Genomic DNA, 22,289 nt, shown 5'->3' with positions numbered 1-22,289 from the left:
CACACAGACGAGATACATCCAGGATTTCGCATGGCTTGCGGAAGCGTAAGACCAGGAGGTTAAGGAAGAAAAAAGGGCTACCCGATGCTTTAAAATATCACAGAATTTTTTATATGATGCCCTTGCTTTTAAGGGCGCCCCTCATTTCTGCTACCTCGCTCTCCAGCTTATCGAACCTCTGGTCCAGGCCTCCCTTTATATCTTCCCTGGACTGCCTCACCTCTTCAATGAGAATCTCCTGGCCGGAGAGTGCATCCTTTTGCAGATCGATCATCACATCCATCTTGCTGCTGAGGTTATCATTCATCTGATCGATCTTGCTGCTGAGATTATCATTCATCTGATCGATCTTGCTGCTGAGGTTATCATTCATCTGATCGATCTTGCTGCTGAGGTTATCATTCATCTGATCGATCTTGCTGCTGAGATTATCATTCATCTGATCGATCTTGCTGCTGAGATTATCATTCATCTGATCGATCTTGCTGCTGAGATTATCATTCATCTGATCGATCTTGCTGCTGAGATTATCATTCATCTGATCGATCTTGCCGCCGAGGTTATCATTCATACAGTTCACAGCAACGATCAGACTTTTAAGGTGATCCGCGGCTGTATCCAGACGAGAATCAGTCTCTCCTTTTTCCGCCAGCTTATAGAACCGGTTGACATCACCTCTCTGCGAGGAGTACTCCTTCTCTATGCTGGATACGTTAATCAGGGAATTTTTGATGCAGATGGCTTCTTCAAACCACCTCAGCTTGTCCTCATCCCCTTCGGCTATGATCTTAACCCGGCCATCATCCAGGTTCTCGACAGTCCCCTTGAATCCCAGCATGCGGGCTATATCCGTGACCCTGGCACGATATCCGCTATGCTGCACATTGCCAGAGACATAAGCAGTTAGCCTCTTCATCTGTATAGAAATTTGATGCTCCTTATATATGATTATATCGTTTGCCCGGATAATCATTGCCATGGATGGATGAGAGAGATTGCTGATGGAGCATTCTCGGGCGCTAGGATGATATAAATAAAGTGCAAACGGGCCCGAATATGAAGAAATCCGCGTTCATATCGCTTGGCATCATGGTTATAATGATCATATCAGCCCTGAGCTTCAGCGCCTCAGCCGCCTGCTCAACCTGCTCCAAGGAAGAGGACTGGTCTAAGAGCGCGACCAGCTTTCTGGAGGGTATTCCCATCAATGAAACCCAACAGGACTATGGGCCCAAGGTGGCGCGCATGACCAGCTCTCAGTTTGAGAAAGAATCCGAAGATCAAGAGAACAAAGCAGCTACCACTTCCGCTCAGACGAGAGCCATTCTCGGCACTGCCGCCACCCCCTCCATCATCCTGGAAAGAATCAATGCCGATCCGATAAATGTGACCGCCGGTGGCACCGTCAATATCACTGCTCTCTTTGCCACTGTCAGTGAGGGAGAGAATGCCGGTAATCTCAGCCGTTCCAACAGCAAAAACCGCATCACCGCCAGCGCCACTATCAGGAATTCTGCCGGAATCAATTCTGGGAATATAGTCTTGATCAAGGGATTGGAGGATGAGTACACCGGCATCTGGACTGCCAGCGTCCCACCGGGCAGGTACAGCATCAGTATATCTGCTACATCATTGCAGGGAAGGGAGAGCTTCAACGATGCTCTGCAGATAAATGTCCTCGAACCGGACCCTGGTCCTTCTTGAGCCATTAAAGAAGGCTCCTCGCTGTTTCGTGTGGGTGGATTTAAGGGATCTCTAATCCTATAGCTTGGTCCTTACAACGTCATGACTGCCGGGATTTGGGATTATCATGGGATATGTCGCTGCCTGCTGACTCTGCGCCGGGATTCATGCCTGATATCATAATGATTGAGTCCGCTTACTGCTATCCTGAAGTTGCCCACATGGAATAGCGAAGAGCCCTAAAGAAGCTCAGATAGAATCCGCCTTCGGAGCGGATACTTCTCCCTCTCCATAAGGCGAAACCTGGGACGGAGCCTCCCCCTGGACTTGGACCAGTTGAAGGTCAATATGGTATTGAGGCTGTTCCTCTCCATCTGCTTCTTTTTCAGGCTCTCCAATTCCTCTTTCTCAGCTTCTGTCAGTTTGATATCGAACTCTTTGCCTGTCTTCCAGTTGAAAAGACGAACCAGGAATGTGGTTCGAATATGCTCCTGTCTTCCTTTGAAGTGGTCATCCTGGGAGAACAGCCGGGCGGCGTACTCTACCGGGCTTTTGATCCTCTGGCACACCTCATCCGGTCTGCATAGCATCAGATCCGCAACTCCCAGATCAGGATAGCCTCTGCTCTGCTTATTCATAGTCTCACATCTCGGGCAATTCATCCTCCGGAACCATTTCCTGAAGATCCTCTCCTCTGCTGATATTGCACTCTGCCACAGAACGCCCGCCTCCTCATGGCTCCAGCCGCATTGACCCAGGAATGAGGCCAGGATCGCTCCCCTCCTGTGCATGCCTTTTTTGCCCTCAACACCGCTTATTATGCTTTTTATACAGGGGGGGAATCCGCTGGCAGCAACCGCCTCTGAAGAGATCCATATCTCCTCCTCCTGCTCTTCTACAGCCAGCACTGATACAGGGGTCTCCTCCTCTGACCTGGCCGGTGGGTGCGATCTGGACGATGGCATTTTCTGCTTAATCCTTCTTATTTATCGTATATCTTTTCTATCGTCTATGCCCTCCCTCAAAATAAGCATGAGTGTCCCTGTCCGGTCGGGCCTCCTGGGGGGCGGGGACCAGGCCTTTTTCCGCCTCATAGCTCATCCTTTTCTTGAGGATGCATCCCCCTTTGCGAATTCCGCCCAGTGGATTTCTGGGAGTTCCCATGGAGTTCATGCAGCGGGCCATAACCGCTGCTCCCCTGGCCAGGCCATCATCCACGAAGACCACATTCCTGTCCGTTTGGTCATACAGCCCGAGCTTGTCTATCTCCTCCAAGATCAGGCGGGGTTTGTTGCCGGTGATGCCCGCTCTTCCTGTAACACCGATGGCAGTGTGGCCGGTGACTATGCCCTCATCGATCCCGACCTGGACCAGCCGGCGGGCCACCCGGGCCATGACCAGGTCCAAAGCGCCAAAGAGGACCCGCAGGTCACGGGTTTTGGCGCTATTGATATCCGCGCCGATCTCGGAGAGCTTCTCCAGGTCGCTGCCGTTAACCCCCACATCGCAGCCGATGAGAACCACATTGTTCTTGGCTGCAGCCTCCGGGTTAACCGGCACCAGGCCGTATTTATTGCGGTTCTGCGGAACCTTCTCGATTATCACCAGCTCTTCGATCCGGCCGGCATAATCCTGAGCCCTCTTTCCATAGTCGGGCTTCAGGCCGGCATCGAATATGTCCAGGGTAGCACCTATCTTCCTGTCCACCAGCCCCGTTCCCTGGACTACGGCGTCCGGTATGGCCCCTGCCAGGCCCAGAAGGTTGCCTATGGTATGGGCATAGGGCAGCTCTTCACTGGTCACCCTGCCATCGAGGGTGGTGCCGAAGTCCATAGAGAGGCAGGGGTTTCTGAAGTCCACATCTGTCCAGCGGCTCCCTTCCTTTATTCCGGCAGTGGCAAGCTCACCTTCCATCTCATTGGCCACCACCTCCACTCCAGTGGACCCCTGGGGAGGGAAGCATGAGGCAACTGCTCCCATGAAGATGACCTTCTCGATCATGGTATATCTCTTGAACTTATCCAGGATGTTATGGATGCTCATCGCCGGAGTCATGAGCCGGGGGGGGACACCGGCATCGAGGCAGCCCTGGGCCAGGGCCTGAATGAATATCCCCACCTGCTCAGGGGAGTCAAGCTCAGCTACAACACCAGTTGAGCGCACCACGAAGTCCAGATCGGTCTTGATGTCCAGCCGGGCTCTCTCGTGGCTCTCAATCAGAGTGTCTTTCACCAGCTCGGCAACGGACTCCTTGGTGAGGGGCGTGCCGCTGATGGTATGGGCGAAGATCTCCTCTCCAGCCTTTGGCGACCTCACATCTCTGGTCATCTTCACCGTCTTATCCACGATGTAGGTCTTGCCGGTATTCAGATCAGTAGCAGTGAGGATGCACTTGGTGGTGGTATTGCCCACCTCCACTGAGGCCACAATGTAGAAGGGTTTGCTCCTCAGTTCCAGATAATTAAATGGCGGGCTTTCCGCTATGCGTGGTTTGAATTTCGGTTTGAAGAGGCGACCTAGGTTCATGGCAGAAGAAGAGCGCTGGAGACGTTAAAGCTTTGGGTTGAGTTGGCCATCATCCCCCTGAATCCGTACCCGGATCAGCTTAATTTGCAGTTGGTCGCAGGCGGATCAGAGCTAAGCATATGATGATCAATAAGGTGGCCCTGATCAGAGGAGTCTGGCCGGGTGGATATGGCTGGTATCCCCCGGTTTTTGAGGCATGTTTTTATGGAAAAGACGCCATGACGGGACAGGCAGCGATCCCAGGATTGCCCATGGGAAGCTACAGGGGACCTTCCCTGTCTTCAGTCCCTCAATCCCTCTGTTGTCACTGAGAAGACAGCCTCCCCATCGGGCATGCTGGGCGAATCCACCAGACGGGCGATCCGCTTCTCTCCTTTTGACTTTCTTAGATATATCCGGAAGGTGGAGGTATGACCCAGGACATGTCCTCCCACGGGCTTGGTCGGATCTCCGAAGAAGGTGTCCGGCTTGGACATTACCTGGTTGGTCACCAGGATCAGGGCATTGTTCAGATCTCCGAAACGCATCAGGTCGTGCAGATGCTTGTTGAGCTTCTGCTGGCGTTCTGCCAATGTGCCCCGCCCTATATACTCTGCCCGGAAGTGAGAGGTCACTGAGTCCACAATGAGCAGCCGCACTGGCCTCTCAGACTCCTTAGCCTTCTCCGCCAGGTCCATGGCGCTCTCCGCCAGGAGGATCTGATGATTGGAGTTAAAGGCCCGGGCTACATTGATATTCTCTAAGAAGTCCTTCGTCTCCCAGATCCGGCCATCGGGTGCGGGGGGCAGCCCCTTGACCATCTGGTCGATGCGCTCTGGACGGAAGGTATTCTCAGTGTCAATTATGATGACGGAGCCGTTCAGTCCTCCCATCTCCACTGGCAACTGGACATTTACTGCCATCTGGTGGGCGACCTGGGTCTTGCCGCATCCGAACTCTCCATAAAGCTCCACTATGGCCTGAGTCTCCATGCCACCGCCCAACAGCTCATCGAAGTTCTTGCTGCTGGTAGTGACCTTACCCACCTGTTTTCTCCGCTCTAAGATGCGGTCTCCGGTCTCAAAGCCCCCTACGTCTGCTGCCTCTCTGGCGCCGGCTATGATCTTGGCGGCAGTGGCCTCCCCGACCTCAGCCGCAGCAACCAGTTCACCAGGGGAGGCAACGGCAATGGCCTCAATTGAGCTGTACCCCGCATCGCGCAGCTTTCTGCAGTGGCCGGACCAACGCCCGGCAGGTCTTCCAGTAGTTTTATTGCCATCTTCACAGTTCCTCTGTTAGATGATCTCATGATTCACTTAACTCCCTTACTCAGGCGGGGCGAAAGTAATCTTGGTGCGCCATCCGCAGGAGAGCTCCAGGCCCTCGTTCCAGCCGCTCTTTACCTGTGCATCGATGATCTCCGCCCTGTATCCAAGATCCACCTCCATCAGTCGATCGACATGCTCACCCCATAGAGCAGCCCGGATCCGGCCGGTCTCATCAGAGATGTAGATATTCGCCACCCTCCCAGTCCTACCATCATCCCTTTGAAACTCCCGCACCTCTCCTAAGCCGGAGACGAAGCCGGATACGCTGCAGAGCATTCCCTCTTTCAGCTCATCGATGGGGGTTATCTTCTCACAGAAATCGAGATTTTTGCTGCTCTTGCGCACCGCCGTGCTCCCTGTCGTCTGGATCTCCAGCAGGCCATATCTCTCCCGCACAGAGCCCCCCACGATCTCCAGAGTCTCCCCCTTGAGAAGGGGCATCTGAGCCTGTTCATCCCATAAGGTCAGCCGGATCTTGCCGCTCTCATCCCCCAGCGTCACCCCTCGAACCAGCCCCTTGCCACCATCTCGGCGCTCGAACTCCCTTATCTCACCCGGATCTACAACCACCGCCAGAAGGCTGACATCGCTCATGTCCTTCTTCAGCTCACCGATCATGTACGGCTCGATTCGGGGACGAATATCCTGATCTATCTCCTCGAATCCGCCGCTGCGGCCCAGGCTCACCTCAGTTCCGGCATACCCCTCTTTGGCCACCCCTTTCACCTTGAGGCATTGATCGACGGCAATGTCTCCCGACCTGACCAGCTCCGCCTCCTCATCCCAGAGGGCGACACGGATTGAGCCGGTCTCATCTCCCAGGGTGATGTTGGCCACTCTGCCCAAAGATCCGTCTGATCGCTGAAACTCACGCAGCGGAGAGACGGCGATCACCTTGCCGCTGAAGGTGACATTTCCCATCTCCGGCCTGATGCTACCGATCTTAGTCAGAACCTCAGGGCTGCCCAGATCTCTGGCCACCAGCATGGCCGCAGTCCGTTGGTCGCACAGACCGGCCATCAGGGCTACCTTCTCCTTCACCCGCTCCTCGAACTCCTCAGGCGATATGCTCTCTGCCACCTGGCAGTAGATCTCCTCTATATCCGAATCCATCAGCGATCATCCATGAACAGCATAGCGCTCCTGCATATTTATCAGATAGGGGGCATTGCAGCGAGAGATGAAAGCATTGCAGACCTCATTGGGATCGCCGTCCGCAATCAGAGCCCCGTTCTCCATGAGAATAGCCCGGTGGGAGACCTCCTCCACGAAGTCGACATGATGGCTCACCAGGATGATGGTTGTGCCGAGCTCAGAGTTGATCTTCTTTATGGCATTGGAGACCTCCCGCAAGGTGATGGGATCGATATCTCCAAATGGCTCGTCCAGGATCATAACCTCTGGCCTGGCAGCGAGAAGAATGGCCAGTGAGGCCCTAACCAGCTCCCCGCCGGACAGATGTCCGGGGAGCTTCCACATCACACTCTTATCCAAAGAGAGCAATTCGAAGATCGGCTCGGCAAACCTCTGCGCCTCGCTGCTCGGGAAACGGGGGAATAGGTCATTGAATATATCTCTGGTAAGCCCCAAAGACTCGAGTGCGGCCTTGGCGTCCTCCTCTGACATATCCGTCATGGCATAGATGATATCGAGCACCTTGTCGCTTATGCCCATCTCCTCAGCCACAGAACGAGCATATCCGATCACATCAGTGCTCTTTATGCCCATATGATAAGCGATCTGATCGATGATGGTCTCACCGGCATAAAGGGCGAACTCCTGATACATAATTCCCAAAGTTCGGCGAACATTCATCCTCTGGGGTGAGTAGGTGAGTATATCCACCCAGTCATCACCATAGCGATAATAGACTGCCCCCTCATCGGGCAGCCTGATACCCTGCATTATCTGGAGGAGGGTGGTCTTCCCCCCGCCGCTGTTGCCTATGAATGAGGTTATCTCTCCCTTGTTTATGTCTAGGTTGAGCTTCTCCATCCTGAGGACCTCAAGAACCTCTCCCGTGCAGACCTGGCAGATCCTCTTGGATAGATCTCTCACCTTGATCGCCGGACCGAGATTCCTTCTTGGCGCCAGAGGCTCGGGCTTTCCAATTCCTGCCAGGAACCTATTCAGTATCTCTCTTGGCTTACCATCAGCAACGATCTTCCCCTTCTCCAGCCAGATCAGCCTGTCTGCCAGATATTCATGGATCTCAGGCAGATGGGAGACGACGATGATGGTCAGGCCTAGCTTATCCCGGACATTTTTTATGGAATCCAAGACCTCCTGTTTTGTCGCCGGGCAGGCCATAGTGGCCGGCTCATCCAGCAATAGGACCTTGGGCTTCTTGGCCAGTTGCCTGGCAATGACAAGCCTCTGCTTCTCCCCGCCGCTGAGGATGGTGGCCAGGTGGTTGGCCTTCTTCTCCAGGCCCACCAGGCTGAGGTAGAAGAGCCCCTCTCTGTACATCTCTTCGTAATCAGCATCCTCAGGTATTGGCAGAACCTCATAGCCGGTCTTGCGTGAATGGATTCTTCTTACTATGTTGTTGAGGGCGGACTCCGTCCAGAGGGCGAAGTCTCTTTGCAGGTGTATGGCTGTGGCTGCCATCTGCGCCCTTATCTCCTCCTCGCTGGAGGTGGGAGTGATGGTGATGTCATCCAGGAGGATCCTGCCGGAATCGAAGCTCTCCATGCCTCGCAGTATCTTCATCAGGGTGCTCTTTCCGCCACCGCTCTTGCCCACTATCCCCAGAATCTCGCCCGGCTGGGCGATGAAGTTTATCTCTTTTAAGGCCTCAACATCTCTGTCATTTAACCTGTAAGTCTTGGAAAGATTCTCTATCTGGAGCAAAATAATAACCTCCTAACGCACCTTAGTTCCCGTCTCCACAGCCTCTCTCGGCCTGAGCAGCACTGCTCTGCCTGCCACATCCGCTGCTAAGAGCATAGCCTGTGACTCTATTCCAAAGAGCTTGGCAGGCTGCAGATTGACCAGAACCACCACCTGTGTTCCTACCAGATCATCCATTGAATAAGATTGGGCAATGCCTGCCACCACCTGGCGGACCTCTCCCCCTATATCCACCTTGAGCTTGAGAAGCTTGTTTGAGCCTTTGATGGCCTCTGCACTCTTGATCTCCCCGATCCTTATATCCATGGACTGGAAGTCCTCAAAGGAGATCTCTTCCTTCTTCGCCTCTCCCTCCTTCGCTTCTCCCTCCTTCGCTTCTCCCCTCTTCGCCTCTTCCTTTTTCGCTTCTTCCTTTTTCACCTCTTCCTTTTCCACCTCTTCCTTCTTATCTGTTTTTTCTCTCTCCCTGGACTCGGCCTCTTTAATCCTCTCCCTGAAGATGCTCTCCAGGTCCTTGACGAACTTCTCTTCCAGGCGATCGAAGAGTATCTCGGGGGTGCCCAGGCTCTGGCCGGAGGCCAGGGGTGCTATGGCATCACTGAAGGCCCTCTCTTTGACCTCCCCGGGCATGCCCAGCTGCCTCCAGGCCTCCTGCATCTTTGCCGGCATGACCGGCTCCATCAGAATGATCATTGCTTTGGCGATCTGCAGGCAGCTCTTAAGAACCGATCCTGCCTCCTCTTTGTTGCTCCGGATCAGCTTCCAGGGCTCATGGCTCTGGAAGTAGGTGTTACCGTAATCGGCCAGGGCCATCACACTGTCTGCAGCCTTCTTGAACTCATACTCCTCCAGGCTTGATGTAACCTCGGCCAGGGTCTTTTCTATCCTGGCCAGGACATCGGCATCGATCTTGCCCTCCGGCACCTCTCCTTCAAAGTTCTTCACACTGAAGGTCAGAGCACGGTTGAGGAAGTTGCCGAAGGCCCCCACCAGCTCGGAGTTGACCTTATCGGCAAATATATTCCAGGCGAAGTTGACCTCCTTGTTATGAGCAGTGTAACTGGCCAGATAATAGCGGAGGAGGTCGGGATGCAATCTCTGGTCCAGGTAGTCGTCCTTCACCCAGATGACATTGCCCCGGGATTTGGAGAACTTCTTGTCATCGATCTTGAGCATGCCGCTGGCGACCACTGCTGAGGGGAGGGTGTATCCCGCTCCTTCGAGCATCGCCGGCCAGAAGATGCAGTGATGGTAGACGATATCTCCGCCGATGAAGTGAATGATCTGGGAAGGCTTCTTCCAGTAATCCTCCCAGTCCCGGCCCGATCTGGTGCACCACTCCTCAGTGAAGGCGATATAGCCTATAGGAGCGTCCACCCAAACATATACCACCAGGTCATCGTTGCCTGGAAATCTGACCCCCCAGGTCATATTGCGGGTTATGCACCAGTCTTTGAGCTCTGAGCGCACCCACTCAATGGCATAATTTCTGGCCGAGGCTGTTCCTCCCAGGGTCTGCAGGTACTCAAGCAGGAAATTCTGAAATCCGGAGAGGCGGAAGAAGTAGTGAGTCTGTTTGCGGTACTCCGCCTTGCCGGCACAGACCTTGCAGATGGCATTCTTGATCTCTCCTGGCTCCAGGTGGCGGCCACAGCCCAGGTCGCACTCATCGCCCCGGGCGGGCTTGCCGCAGTAGGGGCACTCCCCCTCCACATATCTATCTGGCAGGAAGCGCTCGCACTCTGAGCAGTAGGCCAGATCTATCTCCCTGGGATAGACGTAGCCATTCTCCATGAGGGCTTCCACCACCTCTCTGGTGCGGTTGTGGCTGACAGGGCCATCGGTATCGCCGAAGAAATCGAAATCGACCTCCATTCCCTGGAAGATCTCATCGAAGTGCTGATGATATTTGGTGACCAGAGCCTTGGGAGTCATTCCCTGGGCCTCGGCGTTGACCACTATCGGGGTCCCATGGGCATCTGAGCCGCAGACGAAGAGTACCTCTCTGCCCATCTTTCTCAATCCCCGGACGAAGATATCCGCTGGTACATAGGTTCTTAGGTGGCCCAGGTGGCAGGGCCCATTGGCATAAGGGAGGCCGCAGGTTACAAGGATAGGCATTGACAATTGAGAACACCGCCGATCGATATGATAGAACAGGGAGATATAGATTTCCCAATAGAGTCCTGGATGCAGAGTCCTGGATAAAATGTATATAACGGGTGATGGAATGCAGACAATGGCAAAATGTAGATAAGGCAGAGAGCATTAAATCTGCCCTATTAAAGAGATGATGACAATAGTGGGGATATTCAATGAATAAGATGTGCATAATTACTCTGACCTTCTTACTGGCTCTGGCCATGGGCACGGCTGGAGCCCGACCTCTGCAGGCCAGTGATGGAAATGCTACAGTCATCCTGTTTGGAGCAATCAGGATGCCCTATGATCTGAATTACAGCGAGGAGATCTTGAAGGTGGACACCGGGCTTTTGAATGCCCCCAATGCCACCTATCAGATGATGGATCAGAATGGCTCGGTTTACGATCCAGCGATGTACAAACCCCTGAACGAGGGAAGGCAGTTGGTCTACTTCGTGGTCCCAAAGAACAGCCTCTTCAAGCTGATCACTGCAACTCCTGAAGGGGGAAGGCCGATCGATATCAACTGGTGGGCCACACCCAAAGCGAGCAATCAGGATCTGTTGATAAGGTATTATGGGATCGTAGACTGGCTGATCAATCCCGATGAGCAGGGAATAGTGGTACAGCTCCGTGGCCAGAACAATGGCACCCAGGATGTGGTATTCAGCCCGGAGGATTTCGTCCTTCTTGATCAGTGGGGCTGGCCCTACAGTGCTACAGCAGGATTCGATGCTGAGGTCATAGCTCAAGGAGGAGCAAGCAGGGAACGGGTGCTGGTGGGCTTCAGCGGCATCTCTCTGCAGAGCAGGCCTGCGGCTCTGGTATATGGCTACTATACCAGCAATCCCATTGTCATCGATTTTGATATCGATTACATCCCGCTCACAGATGAGCAGGTCTATGGGGCGGCTGGAGCGAAGAATGCGAGCGTATCTCAGCCCGCCGGGCGAGCTGTCCAGCCGTTGCCTGCGGTGGCTGCAACGACAAACGAGAGTGCAACAGCAGAGGCCCCTGACAACAATACCACCAGCCTGAATGCCACTGTGGCCACTAACATCAATACCAGCGTCAGCAAGAGCAAGGAGAGGCTTGCCGCTATGAGAGAGAGATTGAATCAGAAGACCAAGGAGGGTAAGGAGACTGGCAATGCCTCGCCGGATACTCTTGAGCCCACTGTGACCTCGCTTGCCACAAACGATATTATGTGAGGCGGGATGGAATTTTGAGGAGGCCGGCTTTCCTGAGATCGGGAGGCTGGCTTTCCTGAGGCCAGGATGCCGGCCTCCAGGAATCGATATGCAACCAGAAAGGCCATCTCTCTTTGTCCTCAATGAGGCTGCATATCATTTCTGAAATAATGTATCGTTGACCTTGTCTATACATTCCAGGAGATCCTCCCCCTTTCTTGTGGTTTTGTACAACACCAGCTCTCCCTGACCGGTCTCTATTAGATGTTGATTCTTGATGAGTATTTCCAGATACGAATTTACTGTTCTGAAATTCAGATTAGCTTGATATACGATTTTGGTCTTATTTGCTCCATCCAGGCATATTTTCAGGATTTGGGAGAAGATCTCTTGTCTGCTTCTTTTCATTGTCTCTCTCCTTGCGAACTCATGGTGCAATCCAGCCGAAGTAGCTTTCTTGCCATCAGTATATCTCCATGCATATCATCAGAGTCTCAGCATAGCTTGCAGATCAAAAAGCAGATTGATATTAAGCAGGCATGATCCCCTGAATAGATATACAGATAAATAATCTTTCATCTGCTAACGCATATGCTACATACATATCCATTTGGTTCCATATTTATATAGACGATTACGTCAAGCGCTGAGGTGAAAATGGACACATAAAGATGGCCTTAATATCCTTATTATCTATTAGAACTAATAATTAAGTGATGAGACCTCTATTGAGAGATTTATCCGAACTCTCCTTTGAGTAGGGAATAATTCTCTTCTGGAGAATGGAGAATCCATCAGCAAAAGAGGGATCAAATCCAAGAACAATGGGCGAGATGACCGATCGGGCAAAACCAAAAATCCAAATAATAAAAAATTAAGAGGCATTTGAATAGCAGAGTCATCTTCCCAGCGCTGATATCCCCCTGAACCTCTCCACCGCCTCGACTATGCTCTCCGCCACATACTCCACCTCATCTGGGGTGTTGGATGCCCCTAGGGTGATTCTCAGGGAGCCGTGGCACTCCTCAGGCTTAAGGCCCAGGGAGAGGAGGACATGGCTTGGCTCAAGCTTATGAGATGAGCAGGCGGAACCGGTGGAGACGCAGATGCCCTTGGTGTCCAAAAAGAGTAGCAGCGACTCTCCTTCCACATATTTGAATCCGAAGTTCAGGTTTCCGGGAAGCCTCCGCTCCATGCTGCCATTTATCCAGGCCTCCTTGACCCTGTCCAGGACCTGCTCAGCCAGGCGGTCGCGCAGGCCGGTCAACCTCTCCCCCTCGGCAGCCATCCTCTCTCCTGCCAGCTCCGCCGCCTTTGCAAGGCCCACAATGCCGGAGATGTTCTCAGTTCCGGAGCGCAGGCGGCGCTCATGCCCTCCGCCCTGGATGATGCTCTCGATCTTTGTCCCTTTGCGGATGTACAGAGCGCCTGCCCCCTTGGGCCCGTAGAGCTTGTGGGCGGAAAGGGATAGCAGATCGAGTTTTAGATCGTCGACATTCACCGGGATCTTGCCCACGCTCTGCACGGCATCGGTATGAAAATAGATCTCCTTTTCTGCTGCCAGCCGGCCGATCTCCTCCAGAGGCTGGATGGTTCCCACCTCGTTGTTGGCGTGCATCACAGAGATGAGAATGGTCTCCGGGCGGATGGCCCCCTCCAGGGCGGAGGGATCGACCAGCCCCTCCCTGCTTACTGGCAGGTAGGTCACAATAAAGCCCTCCTTCTCCAGGCTGCGGCAGGTCTCCAGGATTGCCGGATGCTCGATTTGGGTGGTGATGATATGCCTTCCCCTCTTTCGGTTTTTGCGGGCTATGCCCTTCAATGCCAGGTTGTCTGACTCTGTGCCCCCAGAGGTGAAGATGATCTCTTCCGGCTTTGCCCCCAGCAGGCCTGCTACCTCCTCCCTTGATTCCTCCAAAGCCAGCCTGGCCTCGCGGCCTGATTGGTGCAGGCTGGAGGCATTGCCGAACTTCTCACTGAAATAGGGCAGCATGGCCGCCAGCACCTCGGGCGCCACAGGGGTGGTGGCGGAATGGTCCATGTAAATGCGCTTCATCCGTCTTTCTTATGAGAGCTGAGGGTAAATAGATGGCGAACTCAGATTAGAGGTTCATTCACTGCCCTGCGGGCAAAGGGGATTGGCTCTTGGCTGAATCATCATACATCTTGGCGAGGTAGCTGTGGAGAAACTATAAGTAGCCAGCCGGAGACTGCAGGCTATGGACATATCCATCCCTCTATTTTCGGCCCCGCTCTTGTTAGCTGCTGCCTTTATAGCCCTTGGATTTCTGACCTATCCCCTCACTGCCAGGGTTGGGGTGATGAGCATGGGGGCAGGATCTGTGATCATGGGGATGGTGGTGCTCGTCGGCTTGCCCAATGGATTGGCAATCGAGAGCCTGGTGCTATTCGGCTTCACTGTGGTGGTCGGCCTGTGGATGGTCTACGTGGGTGTGAAGAATGGCTGATATCGAATAAGAACCCGCTTATATTCTGGAGGGCTTCTCTCCGGGGGAGGGGGAGCAGTCCAAGCCATAGAGCTTTCTCCTGCCTCTGGCGCATAAAGGCGGCAGCAGATATCTCTTGAGGCGGAAGCAGATCTCATCCAATGGGAAACACTTATATGCCACTTCTGCATCCTAAGGAGAGCTACGCGGGGCCATAGGGTAGCCTGGTATCCTACAGGACTGGGGGTCCTGTGACCGGCGTTCAAATCGCCGTGGCCCCACTCCGCCAATCGCCGATGTCGATTTGCTCAGGCTAGGCCTTTGGATTATAAAAAAATTAATATTTTGAGGGGGGATTGCCTGTGGTAATCATGCTAATAAAAATGTCATTGAGAAGCCTCCCTCTGAGATTTACTACAATGGTATTCCGCTCATTAGCAATTTTGTTAAATTCAGCTTGATTGATTTTTCCTTCATCCTGTGGAGCATAGATTATCAATCCAACATGATCCTCTTTCAACTCCAAGATTTTTTCTATTTGTGATTCAAAACTATCCCAATGAACTAAGAATAGAGTCATGCCCATTGCTTTCTTGATGGAATTTTTTTCAATCTGCACGACGTTTGACTTCAAGAATAACCCAGAATCCACAAGCATGCTCCTTAAGCTGTTAAACTCCCTATCTGCAAATACAGCTATTTTTCTTTTTGCTAAACCCCTTTCGATTCTAATCCATACCTGAATAATGCTCTATAAGTAGAGATAACCTGTTAAAATCACCAGAATACAACTGAAAAGAGCAAATAGAGTTGTTACAGCGCCAACAGTTGAAAGAATTGGATGATTTAAAAGTTCGGTAATGATATGCATAGTATATTCTCCGCATTATTGTATATTTTTGTATTTTTCGTAGATCTGAGTATTGCTTTTGCCCTCAAACCCCCCCATCCCAAAATGCCCCCCATACCCCACCGCCACCGGCCCCTGCACTGCCTCTGCAAACTCGATCCGGAATCCATATCCGGCCCCATTGGCTGCCGGCCTCCTCTCATCTGTCGCTCTCCTGCGGACGAACTCCTGCCAGGGAACCGCTCTGCCCCCCAGAAGCCTGCTTGAGACCGGCTCTATTGCCACCACCTCCGGAAACCCCGCCAGCTCCAGCAGCCGCAGTATATCGTGCTCCGGGCTGCCGATCTGCCGCCCATTAGAATCGAGCTTGGGCACCCCCGCCCTCGTGGCCTTAGGATGGCGGGTGGGCAGAAAGGGCGTATGCGAGACCCAGCATTTCGATCTGGTGAACAGAGGGCTCCCGCCTGTGCGGCAATAGTCTGCGAGGCTGCCCGATCCCAGATAGAGCAGGTCTAAGATGCCTCCGTGATCATCATAGATCTCCTTCAGCCTCTGCAGAGCATTCTGCTCCCCAGAGCCGAAGCCCATGGGAACATAGATGCTGATCTCTGTGATCTCGCCCCTGCCCTCCGAATCAGAGCCCGGATTAGACTCACAGAGGATATGAGCATGCCTGTGGCCCTGCAAAGGGCGGTGCAGCTTGTCGCAGCCCGTGAACACCGCTGAACCATCGGATAGCTCCACCAGGGCCCGGTGAACCCTCTCCGCCAGGGGGAGGGCCTCAGTGAGGAGAGGCCTTTGGCCCCGATCGGTCAGAGCATAGCGGGCCACTGTGGGCTTCAGCACCATCCCCTCGCTCTGCCCATAATGGAGGTTGGAATTGAGAATGATGCTGAAAGTGATGCTGAGAAAGGTGTTGAGAAAGGTGTTGAGAATGATGCTGAGAATGAGGCATGGCCAGCATCATCTAATGGATAATCAGAATAAAGTCTGCATCTGGCCGGCAGAGATCTCATTTTATCCTCCTCTCTTGGGGATATATGCGCCTGTAGATAAAGCTTTTTGCCGGATGTTGCTTATATTTCTATGCATATATCGGCTCTGATGAGGGGGATGGCATCCCCGCGTTTGCTCAAAAAAAACAGCGAAGAGCCGGAAAATGATGGCCAGCTGGATGCCAGCCTCAATCCACCTGAACCCTCTGGGCGCTAACCACTACCAATTTGGGAAGATGCACCTCCAGGATGCCGTCCTTGAACGCTGCCTTCGTCTGCTCCGGCTTGACCTCCACGGGAAGCTTTATCTCCCTTTTCAGGCTTATGGAGCCAAGCTCCCGGCGCAGATATCTGCCCTCCCTGGGAGTGGCCTTGGCATCGATATGCAGGCTGTCCTCGGTCACCCTCAGGTCGATCTCATCCTTGCTCGCACCGGGCAGGGCCACCCGGGCTATCAGCTCAGAATCGGCATCTATGAGGTCAAGCGGTGCCTGGTCAGGGCTCTTGGCCTCCCCTATCTCAGCCGTAACATCGCCCAGGATCTTCTTTGCCGCCTGGCTCGCCTGGCTGGACATCCGCGCCGCTTCCACTGCTGCTTTGCCGATCATGCGTTCCAGATCGCTGGTGCCTGAAGAATCGGATCTCATAAGAGAAAATACTGCTCTGTTCTCATAAAGCCTTTTGCATTCATTGCAGCTGCATCCCCTGGAAGCGTCCGTATCCCGGTTCAACCTCCAGGCCATCATCCCAGACCACAGAGCCCCTGATGATCGTCATCCGGGGGAAGATGGCCTTCATCCCCTCATAAGGGGTCCACTCCGCCCGGCTGTGCAGCCGGTCAGCTCTGATCTCAGTTACCCTCTTGGAGTCCACCAGCACCAGATCGGCATCCATTCCGGCTCCAATTGAGCCCTTATGGGCAAGGGAGAAGATCCTCGCCGGCCTGGTGGCCAGGGCATCCACCAGCCTCTCCAGGGATAAAAAGTTTCTCCGCACAGCAAATAGCATCAGCGGCAGCATTGTCTCCACCCCGGGAACGCCAGATGGCGCCTCCCAGATCTCCTCTGCCTTCTCCTCCGGGAGGTGGGGGGCGTGGTCTGATGCCAGAATATCGATGCTCCCCGTCCTCAGCCCATCCCAGAGCCGTTCGTTGTCCGCCTGGCTGCGCAGGGGGGGGTTCATCTTCAGATATGAGCCCTGCCTCCTGTAGTCATCGACATTGAGAAGAAGGTGGTGGGTGGTGACCTCGCAGCTGAGCCCCGCCGGGCTGCTATGCCCTCCAGTCGTCTCCGCTCCCTCTCCCATCCCCTCCAACGCCCGCTTCTGCCTCGCCCTCTCGATCAGCCTGAGGCCCGGGCCGCTGCTCAGGTGGCAGATATGCAGGCGATCCGACCAGGCCAAGACCTTCTCTATCGCTCGAAGCTCAGCCTCCACCGGCCGGGCGAGGGAGTGGACTGAAGGATCATGCTGCTCAGATAGCTCATCTCTCCTCTCCCTGATTATTGAGCCGTCCTCGGCATGAACAGTGGCCAATAGCCCCAGACCTCTCGTCCGGGCGAGAATCCCAGCCAGATCGGTGTCGCTGTGCTCATAAGAGAATATCTCCCCGATGGCCTGAACCCCGGCCTTCTTCAGCTCCTCGATCCTTCCCGGCCCGCCGTTGATGCAGTAGTCCACCACCGAACGGGCCCGCGCCGACTGGAGCTTCAGCTCGAATGACCGGCGGTCCAGGGTTCTGGGATCGGTGTTCGGCTGATCGATGACTGTGCTCACCCCTCCTGCAGCGGCAGAGACAGACCCGGTAAGCCAGTCCTCCTTGTATGTCTGTCCCGGATCACGGAAGTGGACATGAGCATCTATGCATCCCGGAAGGACCAGCATTCCGCGGGCGTCAATCCTCTCTGCTGCCCGATGTGAGCCGCCCAGAGCAGCAATCCTTCCCTCTCTGATCCAGATCTCAATGCTCTTCAACCCCTGGGGGGTGAAGACCCGGCCGTTTGATACCGCCAGATCAAAGTTTATATCCAAACCTCCTGAGCAGGTGGCGCCTCTCCTCGACCTGCTGGTCGCTCTCAGCCCCCTTGGGCACGAATCCGTCGATCACCCCCATGATCCCCCTTCCCAGATTGGTCTGGGCCACAACCACCTCCAGGGGGTTGGCGGTGGCGCAGAATATCCCGCATACCTCCTGGATGGACTTGATGGCATTGAGAACGTTTATCGGAAAGGCCCCCTTCATCAGCAGCACAAAGCTATGGCCGCAGGCGAGCTGAAGTGAGTTTCTCCTTGCTGCCTCGACCAGCTCCCGATCATTGCCCTCGGTTCGCACCAGGCACTCGCCACTGGCCTCGGAGAATGCTATGCCGAACTTCGCCCCGGGGACAGTGCCGGCCATGGCCTCATAGAGGTCCTCTGCCGTCTTTATGAAATGGCTCTGCCCCAAAACAAGATTTGATCCCTCAGGGATCTCCATCTTCACAACCATAAGTTCCATCTTCAACCCTTCGGGATCATTATTTGCCGGTGGCAGGACTTATACTTTCGGCTGGCCGGCTGCCCCGGTTGGCCGGCGGCCTATTTTCTCAACCCTTTCTTCGGCCCGTGGGATTGAATGGCCGCCTTTCTGACCCTCTTCAAGATGAATGTGGAGGTGAGATAGTATACAGCCATGAAGAGCACAGAGGAATATAGCGCCATAGCTATCGATTCTATGAAGCTCAATCTCAGCAGAAAATAGGAGTACGGAATGTAGATCAAAAGGACAAAGACAGCGGCAATCACAGATTGCCAGAGCAGATTGTACTGCCTGAAGCGCAGTATGATCTCCGAATAGCTCAAACCGGGAAAATCTACCAAGGATCCTTCACCTCTTCCTCATTGAGCATCCTCATTCTGATCATATAAAGCCTTGTCCACCAGAGATTGGCCAGAGGTGCTAAGACCAGGAGATTCGCCAGGGTGATGATCAATGATAGAGGTTGGTATGTGACTTCATCCCCCATCGTGAAGGAGCTGCCTATCATCTGCAGGACAAGAGATAGGGCTGCTACCACCAGCCATAGAATCAGTACATCGAACTTGTTGTTGAGGAAAACTCTATGCCCGCCTTGACTGCCGCCACCGGACCCAGTCCCTCAAGCACCAGGGCATAGGGGGCAGGCGAGAATATAATCGACAGGAGCAGAGCATAGATGATGAATATCGCCCCTCCGGCCAGGATCAGGCCCATCCCTTCAGTATATTGCTGGTAATCGGGCGGGTTCACAACAATCTGCTCGATTCCCGGGAGGAGGAAGATCACGCCTGCCATCACGATCAGTCCAATGAGGAGGTTCAGGAGGAACATATTCCAAAAATGCCTCCTTCCCGCAGACCAGAGGGAAGAGATGGCAGATCTTCCCTCTTCCAGAGCCTGCCTGGCCATGCCAATGGCCCCGGCATTGAAGTACGATCCAGCGAGAGAGAGGAGCAGTATCATTCCCAGGATGAGAATAAATATCGGCATATAGGACTGCCAATCAAGATCCATCAAAGAGGCCACCATCTGGGCATAGATCTCATCTGCCGCCCCGACCTCTCCCAGCCCCTCAAGACTCAGGAATAATTTCCAATACCTTTCCATCTGGGGAAATGCGAATACAAGCATTGCCATGGCGAAGGCCATGAAGATCAGCATCGCTGCCAAAGAGCTGAAGATATAGGGTATGCACAGGTTGAGGTTTCTCTGCCAGACGGCAAATCCCTTTCCAATGAGCTCTCCAATCTCCTCCATCTTATCCCTCCAGTCCCCTCCAGATCTGGTCGCCGACATGGTGCAGCGACTTCACTGCTTTGCCCTCTCCACGCATCTCCGTACCGGCGACCAGGGCCCGCCCTATGGCCAGGGGCTTCTTATGCCTCTCCTCGATGATCACCACCAGATCCCCCGGTGAGATCTCCGGATCGGCCTGGACTATCCCCGGCTTCATGATATCCGCCCCATTCACCACAAACCGCACTGCACCCGAATCCACCATCACCAGCCTCCTTCTGGGCGACAGATCGATGGCCCCGAGGACAGTAAAGAATGGCTCACCATCAACGACCATCATCAGAGGTCTGCCATTCATGAATATGAGATCGATGCCCTCATCGCTGACCGCCCTCTCCAGGGAGGCCTTGTGCAGGACAGATGAGTCATCCAGGAACGGCTCAATACTTGCCACAACCTTCCTGGCATCGCTCCCTTTGAGGTGGTGCCTGGATTTAATCTTCATGCTCTTCAGATATCCCGATAGGTTTAAATATGCAACGAGCAAGTCAGAAAACCGTAGCCTTTTGCGGTTATCAATGCTGGAGAGAGGATTAATGGGTCAGAGACCGCTTGATATTCTGAATGAATCACTGAACGGGCCCGTCATAGTCAAGCTCAAGGACGGAAGGGTCTTCCGGGGAGAACTTCAGGGTTATGATATTCATATGAATCTGGTGATGGATAAGACGGAAGAGGTAGCAGAAGGTGCGGTTGCCCGCAATATCGGAACGGTAATCGTGCGCGGAGACAATGTAGTATACATATCGCCTTGAGGTGTTTTAGATGGCCAAGGGTACTCCTTCAATGGGAAAGCGCCATAAGAGATCGCATATCAGATGCCGGCGCTGTGGCAGCATCTCGTTTAATTTCAAGAGAAAGATCTGCGTTCAATGCGGCTTTGGCAGATCAGCAAAACTCAGAAGCCATAAGTGGATGAGAAAAGCGGATTACTAGAACGGATCACCGGAAGAGCGGACTAATAGAGAGAGGCATACTGCCTGAAAAGCCGACCACCGGAGAAGCAGACTACCAGAGAGGCCAGATTTGCACGATGCCTGCGGCGTTGTAGGGATCTCATTAAATGAGACGGCCAATGGCGCAGCCAAATTCATCTATTACTCCCTTTACGCCCTTCAGCATAGAGGGCAGGAGGCTGCCGGCATCTCAGTGCATGATGGCAAGTCCATTCGCACCCATCGGGGCATGGGCCTGGTCTCTGAGGTCTTCGATGAAGCCCAGATCGCCCTTCTGCGCGGGCAGGTTGGCATTGGCCATGTCCGCTATCCAACCGGCGGCCGCTCCACTATAGAGAACAGCCAGCCTCTTTTAGTGAAATACAAGGATGGCGCCATAGCCACCGCCCATAACGGTAACCTGGTCAATGCCACTCAACTCAGAGAGAAGCTGGAAGAGGCAGGTGACATATTCCACACCACGGCAGATACTGAGGTGATAGCCCACCTCTTTGTCAAGGAGCTTCTCCACTATGACCTCCTGGAAGCTGTCCGCGCTCTGATAAGAAAGATCGTCGGCTCTTACTCTCTGATCTTCCTTTGGGGAGATACAGTACTTGCCCTGCGCGATCCTCTGGGAATAAAGCCTCTGTGCATAGGAGAGATCGATTCAGGGTTAATGGTGGCCTCAGAGAGCGTGGCCATAGATACCTTAAATGGCCGCCTGATAAGGGATGTAAATCCAGGCGAGCTCATAGTATTAAGGAACGGAGAGATGAAGTCCTATCAGCTTGTCCGTTCCCCCCAGCCGGCTCACTGCATCTTCGAGTACATCTACTTCGCCCGGCCGGATAGCATCATGGATGGCCGCTTGATATATGATGTGCGGCTGAACACCGGATTCAACCTGGCACGGGAGCATCCTGCCTGTGCCGATATCGTCACCCCCATCCCGGACTCGGGGATAACCTTGGCCGTGGGCTACCACCAGCATTCCGGCATAAGCTACCGCGAGTGCCTGATGAAGAACCGCTACATAGGCCGGACCTTCATCATGCCTGATCAGAACATGAGAGAGACGGCAGTGCGCCTGAAGATGAACACCATCCGCCCGAACATCGAGGGGCATAAGATCATCCTGGTGGATGACTCAATTGTGCGCGGCACCACCAGCCGCAGGGTGGTGAACATGGTCCGCCGGGCCGGGGCCCGAGAGGTGCACGTCCGCATAGGCAGCCCTCCCATCCTCGCCCCCTGTTATCTGGGGATCGACATGGCCAGCCGGGAGGAGCTGATCGCTGCCCATAAGACTGTCGCCGGGGTGGAGGCGGTGATAGAGGCCGACTCCCTGGGCTATGTGAGCCACGATGGCCTGGTGGATGCAGTGGGATTGCCAAAGGAGAGCCTGTGCATGGGATGCCTGACCGGCCTGTACCCGGTGGAGATACCGGGGGAGAAGTGCCTGGTCGAGCAGACGAAGCTCTCTGAGTACCTGGACTAAATCCATCAGCACTTCTCAAACCGTTCCCGTTGGATTCGGCACTTGGCAA

General features: G+C 54.0%; 24 protein-coding genes, 1 tRNA gene and 1 pseudogene. 7 read left to right on the top strand and 19 right to left on the bottom strand.

The features are described 5' to 3' along the window. Positions 1-109 precede the first annotated feature (109 nt). Complete coding sequence (locus tag IPI63_RS10725) at positions 110-916, bottom strand: acylphosphatase (RefSeq protein ID WP_292478377.1); 807 nt, start codon at positions 914-916, stop codon at positions 110-112. 140 nt (positions 917-1,056) lie between these two features. Here IPI63_RS10725 and IPI63_RS10720 point away from each other — a divergent pair, with 140 nt between their 5' ends. Then, positions 1,057-1,704, top strand: coding sequence for a hypothetical protein (locus tag IPI63_RS10720; protein ID WP_292478376.1), 648 nt, complete (start codon positions 1,057-1,059; stop codon positions 1,702-1,704). A 218-nt stretch (positions 1,705-1,922) separates the two neighbouring features. On the opposite strand, the gene IPI63_RS10715 is transcribed toward IPI63_RS10720, so the two are convergent. The 6 genes and pseudogenes from IPI63_RS10715 to metG all read right to left on the bottom strand — a co-directional run bounded on the left by IPI63_RS10715 (position 1,923) and on the right by metG (position 10,517). Next, complete coding sequence (locus IPI63_RS10715) at positions 1,923-2,648, bottom strand: hypothetical protein (protein WP_292478374.1); 726 nt, start codon at positions 2,646-2,648, stop codon at positions 1,923-1,925. A gap of 37 nt (positions 2,649-2,685) precedes the next feature. Beyond that, positions 2,686-4,209 carry a methanogenesis marker 14 protein gene (locus IPI63_RS10710; protein WP_292478373.1) on the bottom strand — a complete coding sequence of 508 codons (1,524 nt, stop codon included), beginning with the start codon at positions 4,207-4,209 and terminating at the stop codon, positions 2,686-2,688. Between the two features lie 281 nt (positions 4,210-4,490). Continuing rightward, positions 4,491-5,467, bottom strand: a pseudogene (radA, locus tag IPI63_RS10705) (DNA repair and recombination protein RadA). A gap of 46 nt (positions 5,468-5,513) precedes the next feature. Then, complete coding sequence (locus IPI63_RS10700) at positions 5,514-6,629, bottom strand: OB-fold nucleic acid binding domain-containing protein (protein ID WP_292478372.1); 1,116 nt, start codon at positions 6,627-6,629, stop codon at positions 5,514-5,516. A 6-nt stretch (positions 6,630-6,635) separates the two neighbouring features. Then, complete coding sequence (locus IPI63_RS10695; RefSeq protein WP_214066411.1) at positions 6,636-8,369, bottom strand: ATP-binding cassette domain-containing protein; 1,734 nt, start codon at positions 8,367-8,369, stop codon at positions 6,636-6,638. A 12-nt stretch (positions 8,370-8,381) separates the two neighbouring features. After that, on the bottom strand, positions 8,382-10,517 hold the full coding sequence (gene metG / locus IPI63_RS10690; RefSeq protein ID WP_214066418.1) for a methionine--tRNA ligase: 2,136 nt from the start codon (positions 10,515-10,517) through the stop codon (positions 8,382-8,384). A 167-nt stretch (positions 10,518-10,684) separates the two neighbouring features. Here metG and IPI63_RS10685 point away from each other — a divergent pair, with 167 nt between their 5' ends. After that, a complete protein-coding gene (locus tag IPI63_RS10685; RefSeq protein WP_214066410.1) occupies positions 10,685-11,722 on the top strand; it encodes a hypothetical protein in 1,038 nt (345 codons plus the stop codon). Positions 11,723-11,857: 135 nt separating this feature from the next. On the opposite strand, the gene IPI63_RS10680 is transcribed toward IPI63_RS10685, so the two are convergent. Together IPI63_RS10680 and nifS are read right to left on the bottom strand one after the other, a co-directional pair. Beyond that, the gene (locus tag IPI63_RS10680) at positions 11,858-12,109 is read right to left on the bottom strand and encodes a winged helix-turn-helix domain-containing protein (RefSeq protein WP_214080071.1); all 252 of its coding nucleotides are present in this window, start codon (positions 12,107-12,109) and stop codon (positions 11,858-11,860) included. 490 nt (positions 12,110-12,599) lie between these two features. Further along, positions 12,600-13,757: a cysteine desulfurase NifS gene (nifS, locus tag IPI63_RS10675; RefSeq protein ID WP_292478371.1), complete on the bottom strand. Its 1,158-nt coding sequence runs from the start codon at positions 13,755-13,757 to the stop codon at positions 12,600-12,602. Between the two features lie 163 nt (positions 13,758-13,920). Here nifS and IPI63_RS10670 point away from each other — a divergent pair, with 163 nt between their 5' ends. Continuing rightward, positions 13,921-14,169: a hypothetical protein gene (locus tag IPI63_RS10670; RefSeq protein ID WP_214064962.1), complete on the top strand. Its 249-nt coding sequence runs from the start codon at positions 13,921-13,923 to the stop codon at positions 14,167-14,169. Positions 14,170-14,187: 18 nt separating this feature from the next. Here IPI63_RS10670 and IPI63_RS10665 read toward each other — a convergent pair whose 3' ends face one another. Continuing rightward, complete coding sequence (locus IPI63_RS10665; protein WP_292478370.1) at positions 14,188-14,331, bottom strand: hypothetical protein; 144 nt, start codon at positions 14,329-14,331, stop codon at positions 14,188-14,190. A 25-nt stretch (positions 14,332-14,356) separates the two neighbouring features. Here IPI63_RS10665 and IPI63_RS10660 point away from each other — a divergent pair. Continuing rightward, a tRNA-Pro gene (locus IPI63_RS10660) sits at positions 14,357-14,429 on the top strand. A gap of 56 nt (positions 14,430-14,485) precedes the next feature. Here IPI63_RS10660 and IPI63_RS10655 read toward each other — a convergent pair. The 9 genes from IPI63_RS10655 to IPI63_RS10615 form a co-directional block, all read right to left on the bottom strand. Beyond that, positions 14,486-14,782 (bottom strand): hypothetical protein, encoded by a 297-nt coding sequence (locus IPI63_RS10655; RefSeq protein ID WP_292478369.1) that lies wholly within the window; start codon positions 14,780-14,782, stop codon positions 14,486-14,488. Between the two features lie 252 nt (positions 14,783-15,034). Next, positions 15,035-15,847 (bottom strand): type I-U CRISPR-associated protein Csb2, encoded by an 813-nt coding sequence (csb2, locus tag IPI63_RS10650; RefSeq protein ID WP_292478368.1) that lies wholly within the window; start codon positions 15,845-15,847, stop codon positions 15,035-15,037. A gap of 334 nt (positions 15,848-16,181) precedes the next feature. Continuing rightward, complete coding sequence (locus IPI63_RS10645; RefSeq protein WP_292478367.1) at positions 16,182-16,640, bottom strand: Hsp20/alpha crystallin family protein; 459 nt, start codon at positions 16,638-16,640, stop codon at positions 16,182-16,184. Positions 16,641-16,680: 40 nt separating this feature from the next. Beyond that, complete coding sequence (locus IPI63_RS10640) at positions 16,681-18,021, bottom strand: dihydroorotase (RefSeq protein ID WP_292478366.1); 1,341 nt, start codon at positions 18,019-18,021, stop codon at positions 16,681-16,683. Further along, positions 18,005-18,487: an adenosine-specific kinase gene (locus tag IPI63_RS10635; protein ID WP_292478365.1), complete on the bottom strand. Its 483-nt coding sequence runs from the start codon at positions 18,485-18,487 to the stop codon at positions 18,005-18,007. The genes IPI63_RS10640 and IPI63_RS10635 overlap by 17 nt, the downstream gene beginning before the upstream one ends. A gap of 80 nt (positions 18,488-18,567) precedes the next feature. Further along, on the bottom strand, positions 18,568-18,849 hold the full coding sequence (locus IPI63_RS10630) for a hypothetical protein (protein ID WP_214066066.1): 282 nt from the start codon (positions 18,847-18,849) through the stop codon (positions 18,568-18,570). Next, complete coding sequence (locus IPI63_RS10625; protein ID WP_292478364.1) at positions 18,843-19,046, bottom strand: hypothetical protein; 204 nt, start codon at positions 19,044-19,046, stop codon at positions 18,843-18,845. The genes IPI63_RS10630 and IPI63_RS10625 overlap by 7 nt, the downstream gene beginning before the upstream one ends. An 11-nt stretch (positions 19,047-19,057) precedes the next feature. Further along, positions 19,058-19,765, bottom strand: a complete 708-nt coding sequence (locus tag IPI63_RS10620; RefSeq protein ID WP_292478363.1) for a hypothetical protein — start codon at positions 19,763-19,765, stop codon at positions 19,058-19,060. Position 19,766: 1 nt separating this feature from the next. Further along, positions 19,767-20,249 carry an RNA-binding protein gene (locus tag IPI63_RS10615; protein ID WP_214066064.1) on the bottom strand — a complete coding sequence of 161 codons (483 nt, stop codon included), beginning with the start codon at positions 20,247-20,249 and terminating at the stop codon, positions 19,767-19,769. 91 nt (positions 20,250-20,340) lie between these two features. Between IPI63_RS10615 and IPI63_RS10610 the strand changes: the two genes are divergently transcribed. The 3 genes from IPI63_RS10610 to purF all read left to right on the top strand — a co-directional run bounded on the left by IPI63_RS10610 (position 20,341) and on the right by purF (position 22,240). Continuing rightward, positions 20,341-20,559 (top strand): LSM domain-containing protein, encoded by a 219-nt coding sequence (locus tag IPI63_RS10610; RefSeq protein WP_048131937.1) that lies wholly within the window; start codon positions 20,341-20,343, stop codon positions 20,557-20,559. Positions 20,560-20,569: 10 nt separating this feature from the next. Beyond that, positions 20,570-20,740, top strand: a complete 171-nt coding sequence (locus IPI63_RS10605; protein WP_214066062.1) for a 50S ribosomal protein L37e — start codon at positions 20,570-20,572, stop codon at positions 20,738-20,740. Positions 20,741-20,830: 90 nt separating this feature from the next. After that, positions 20,831-22,240 carry an amidophosphoribosyltransferase gene (gene purF, locus IPI63_RS10600; RefSeq protein ID WP_292478362.1) on the top strand — a complete coding sequence of 470 codons (1,410 nt, stop codon included), beginning with the start codon at positions 20,831-20,833 and terminating at the stop codon, positions 22,238-22,240. The last annotated feature ends 49 nt before the right edge of the window (positions 22,241-22,289 follow it).

Origin of the sequence: Methanothrix sp., from assembly GCF_016706325.1 — an archaeon.
GTDB lineage: Archaea > Halobacteriota > Methanosarcinia > Methanotrichales > Methanotrichaceae > Methanothrix.
The sequence above is the reverse complement of the archived record's forward strand: the minus strand, read 5'-3'. Positions and strand labels throughout refer to the sequence as shown.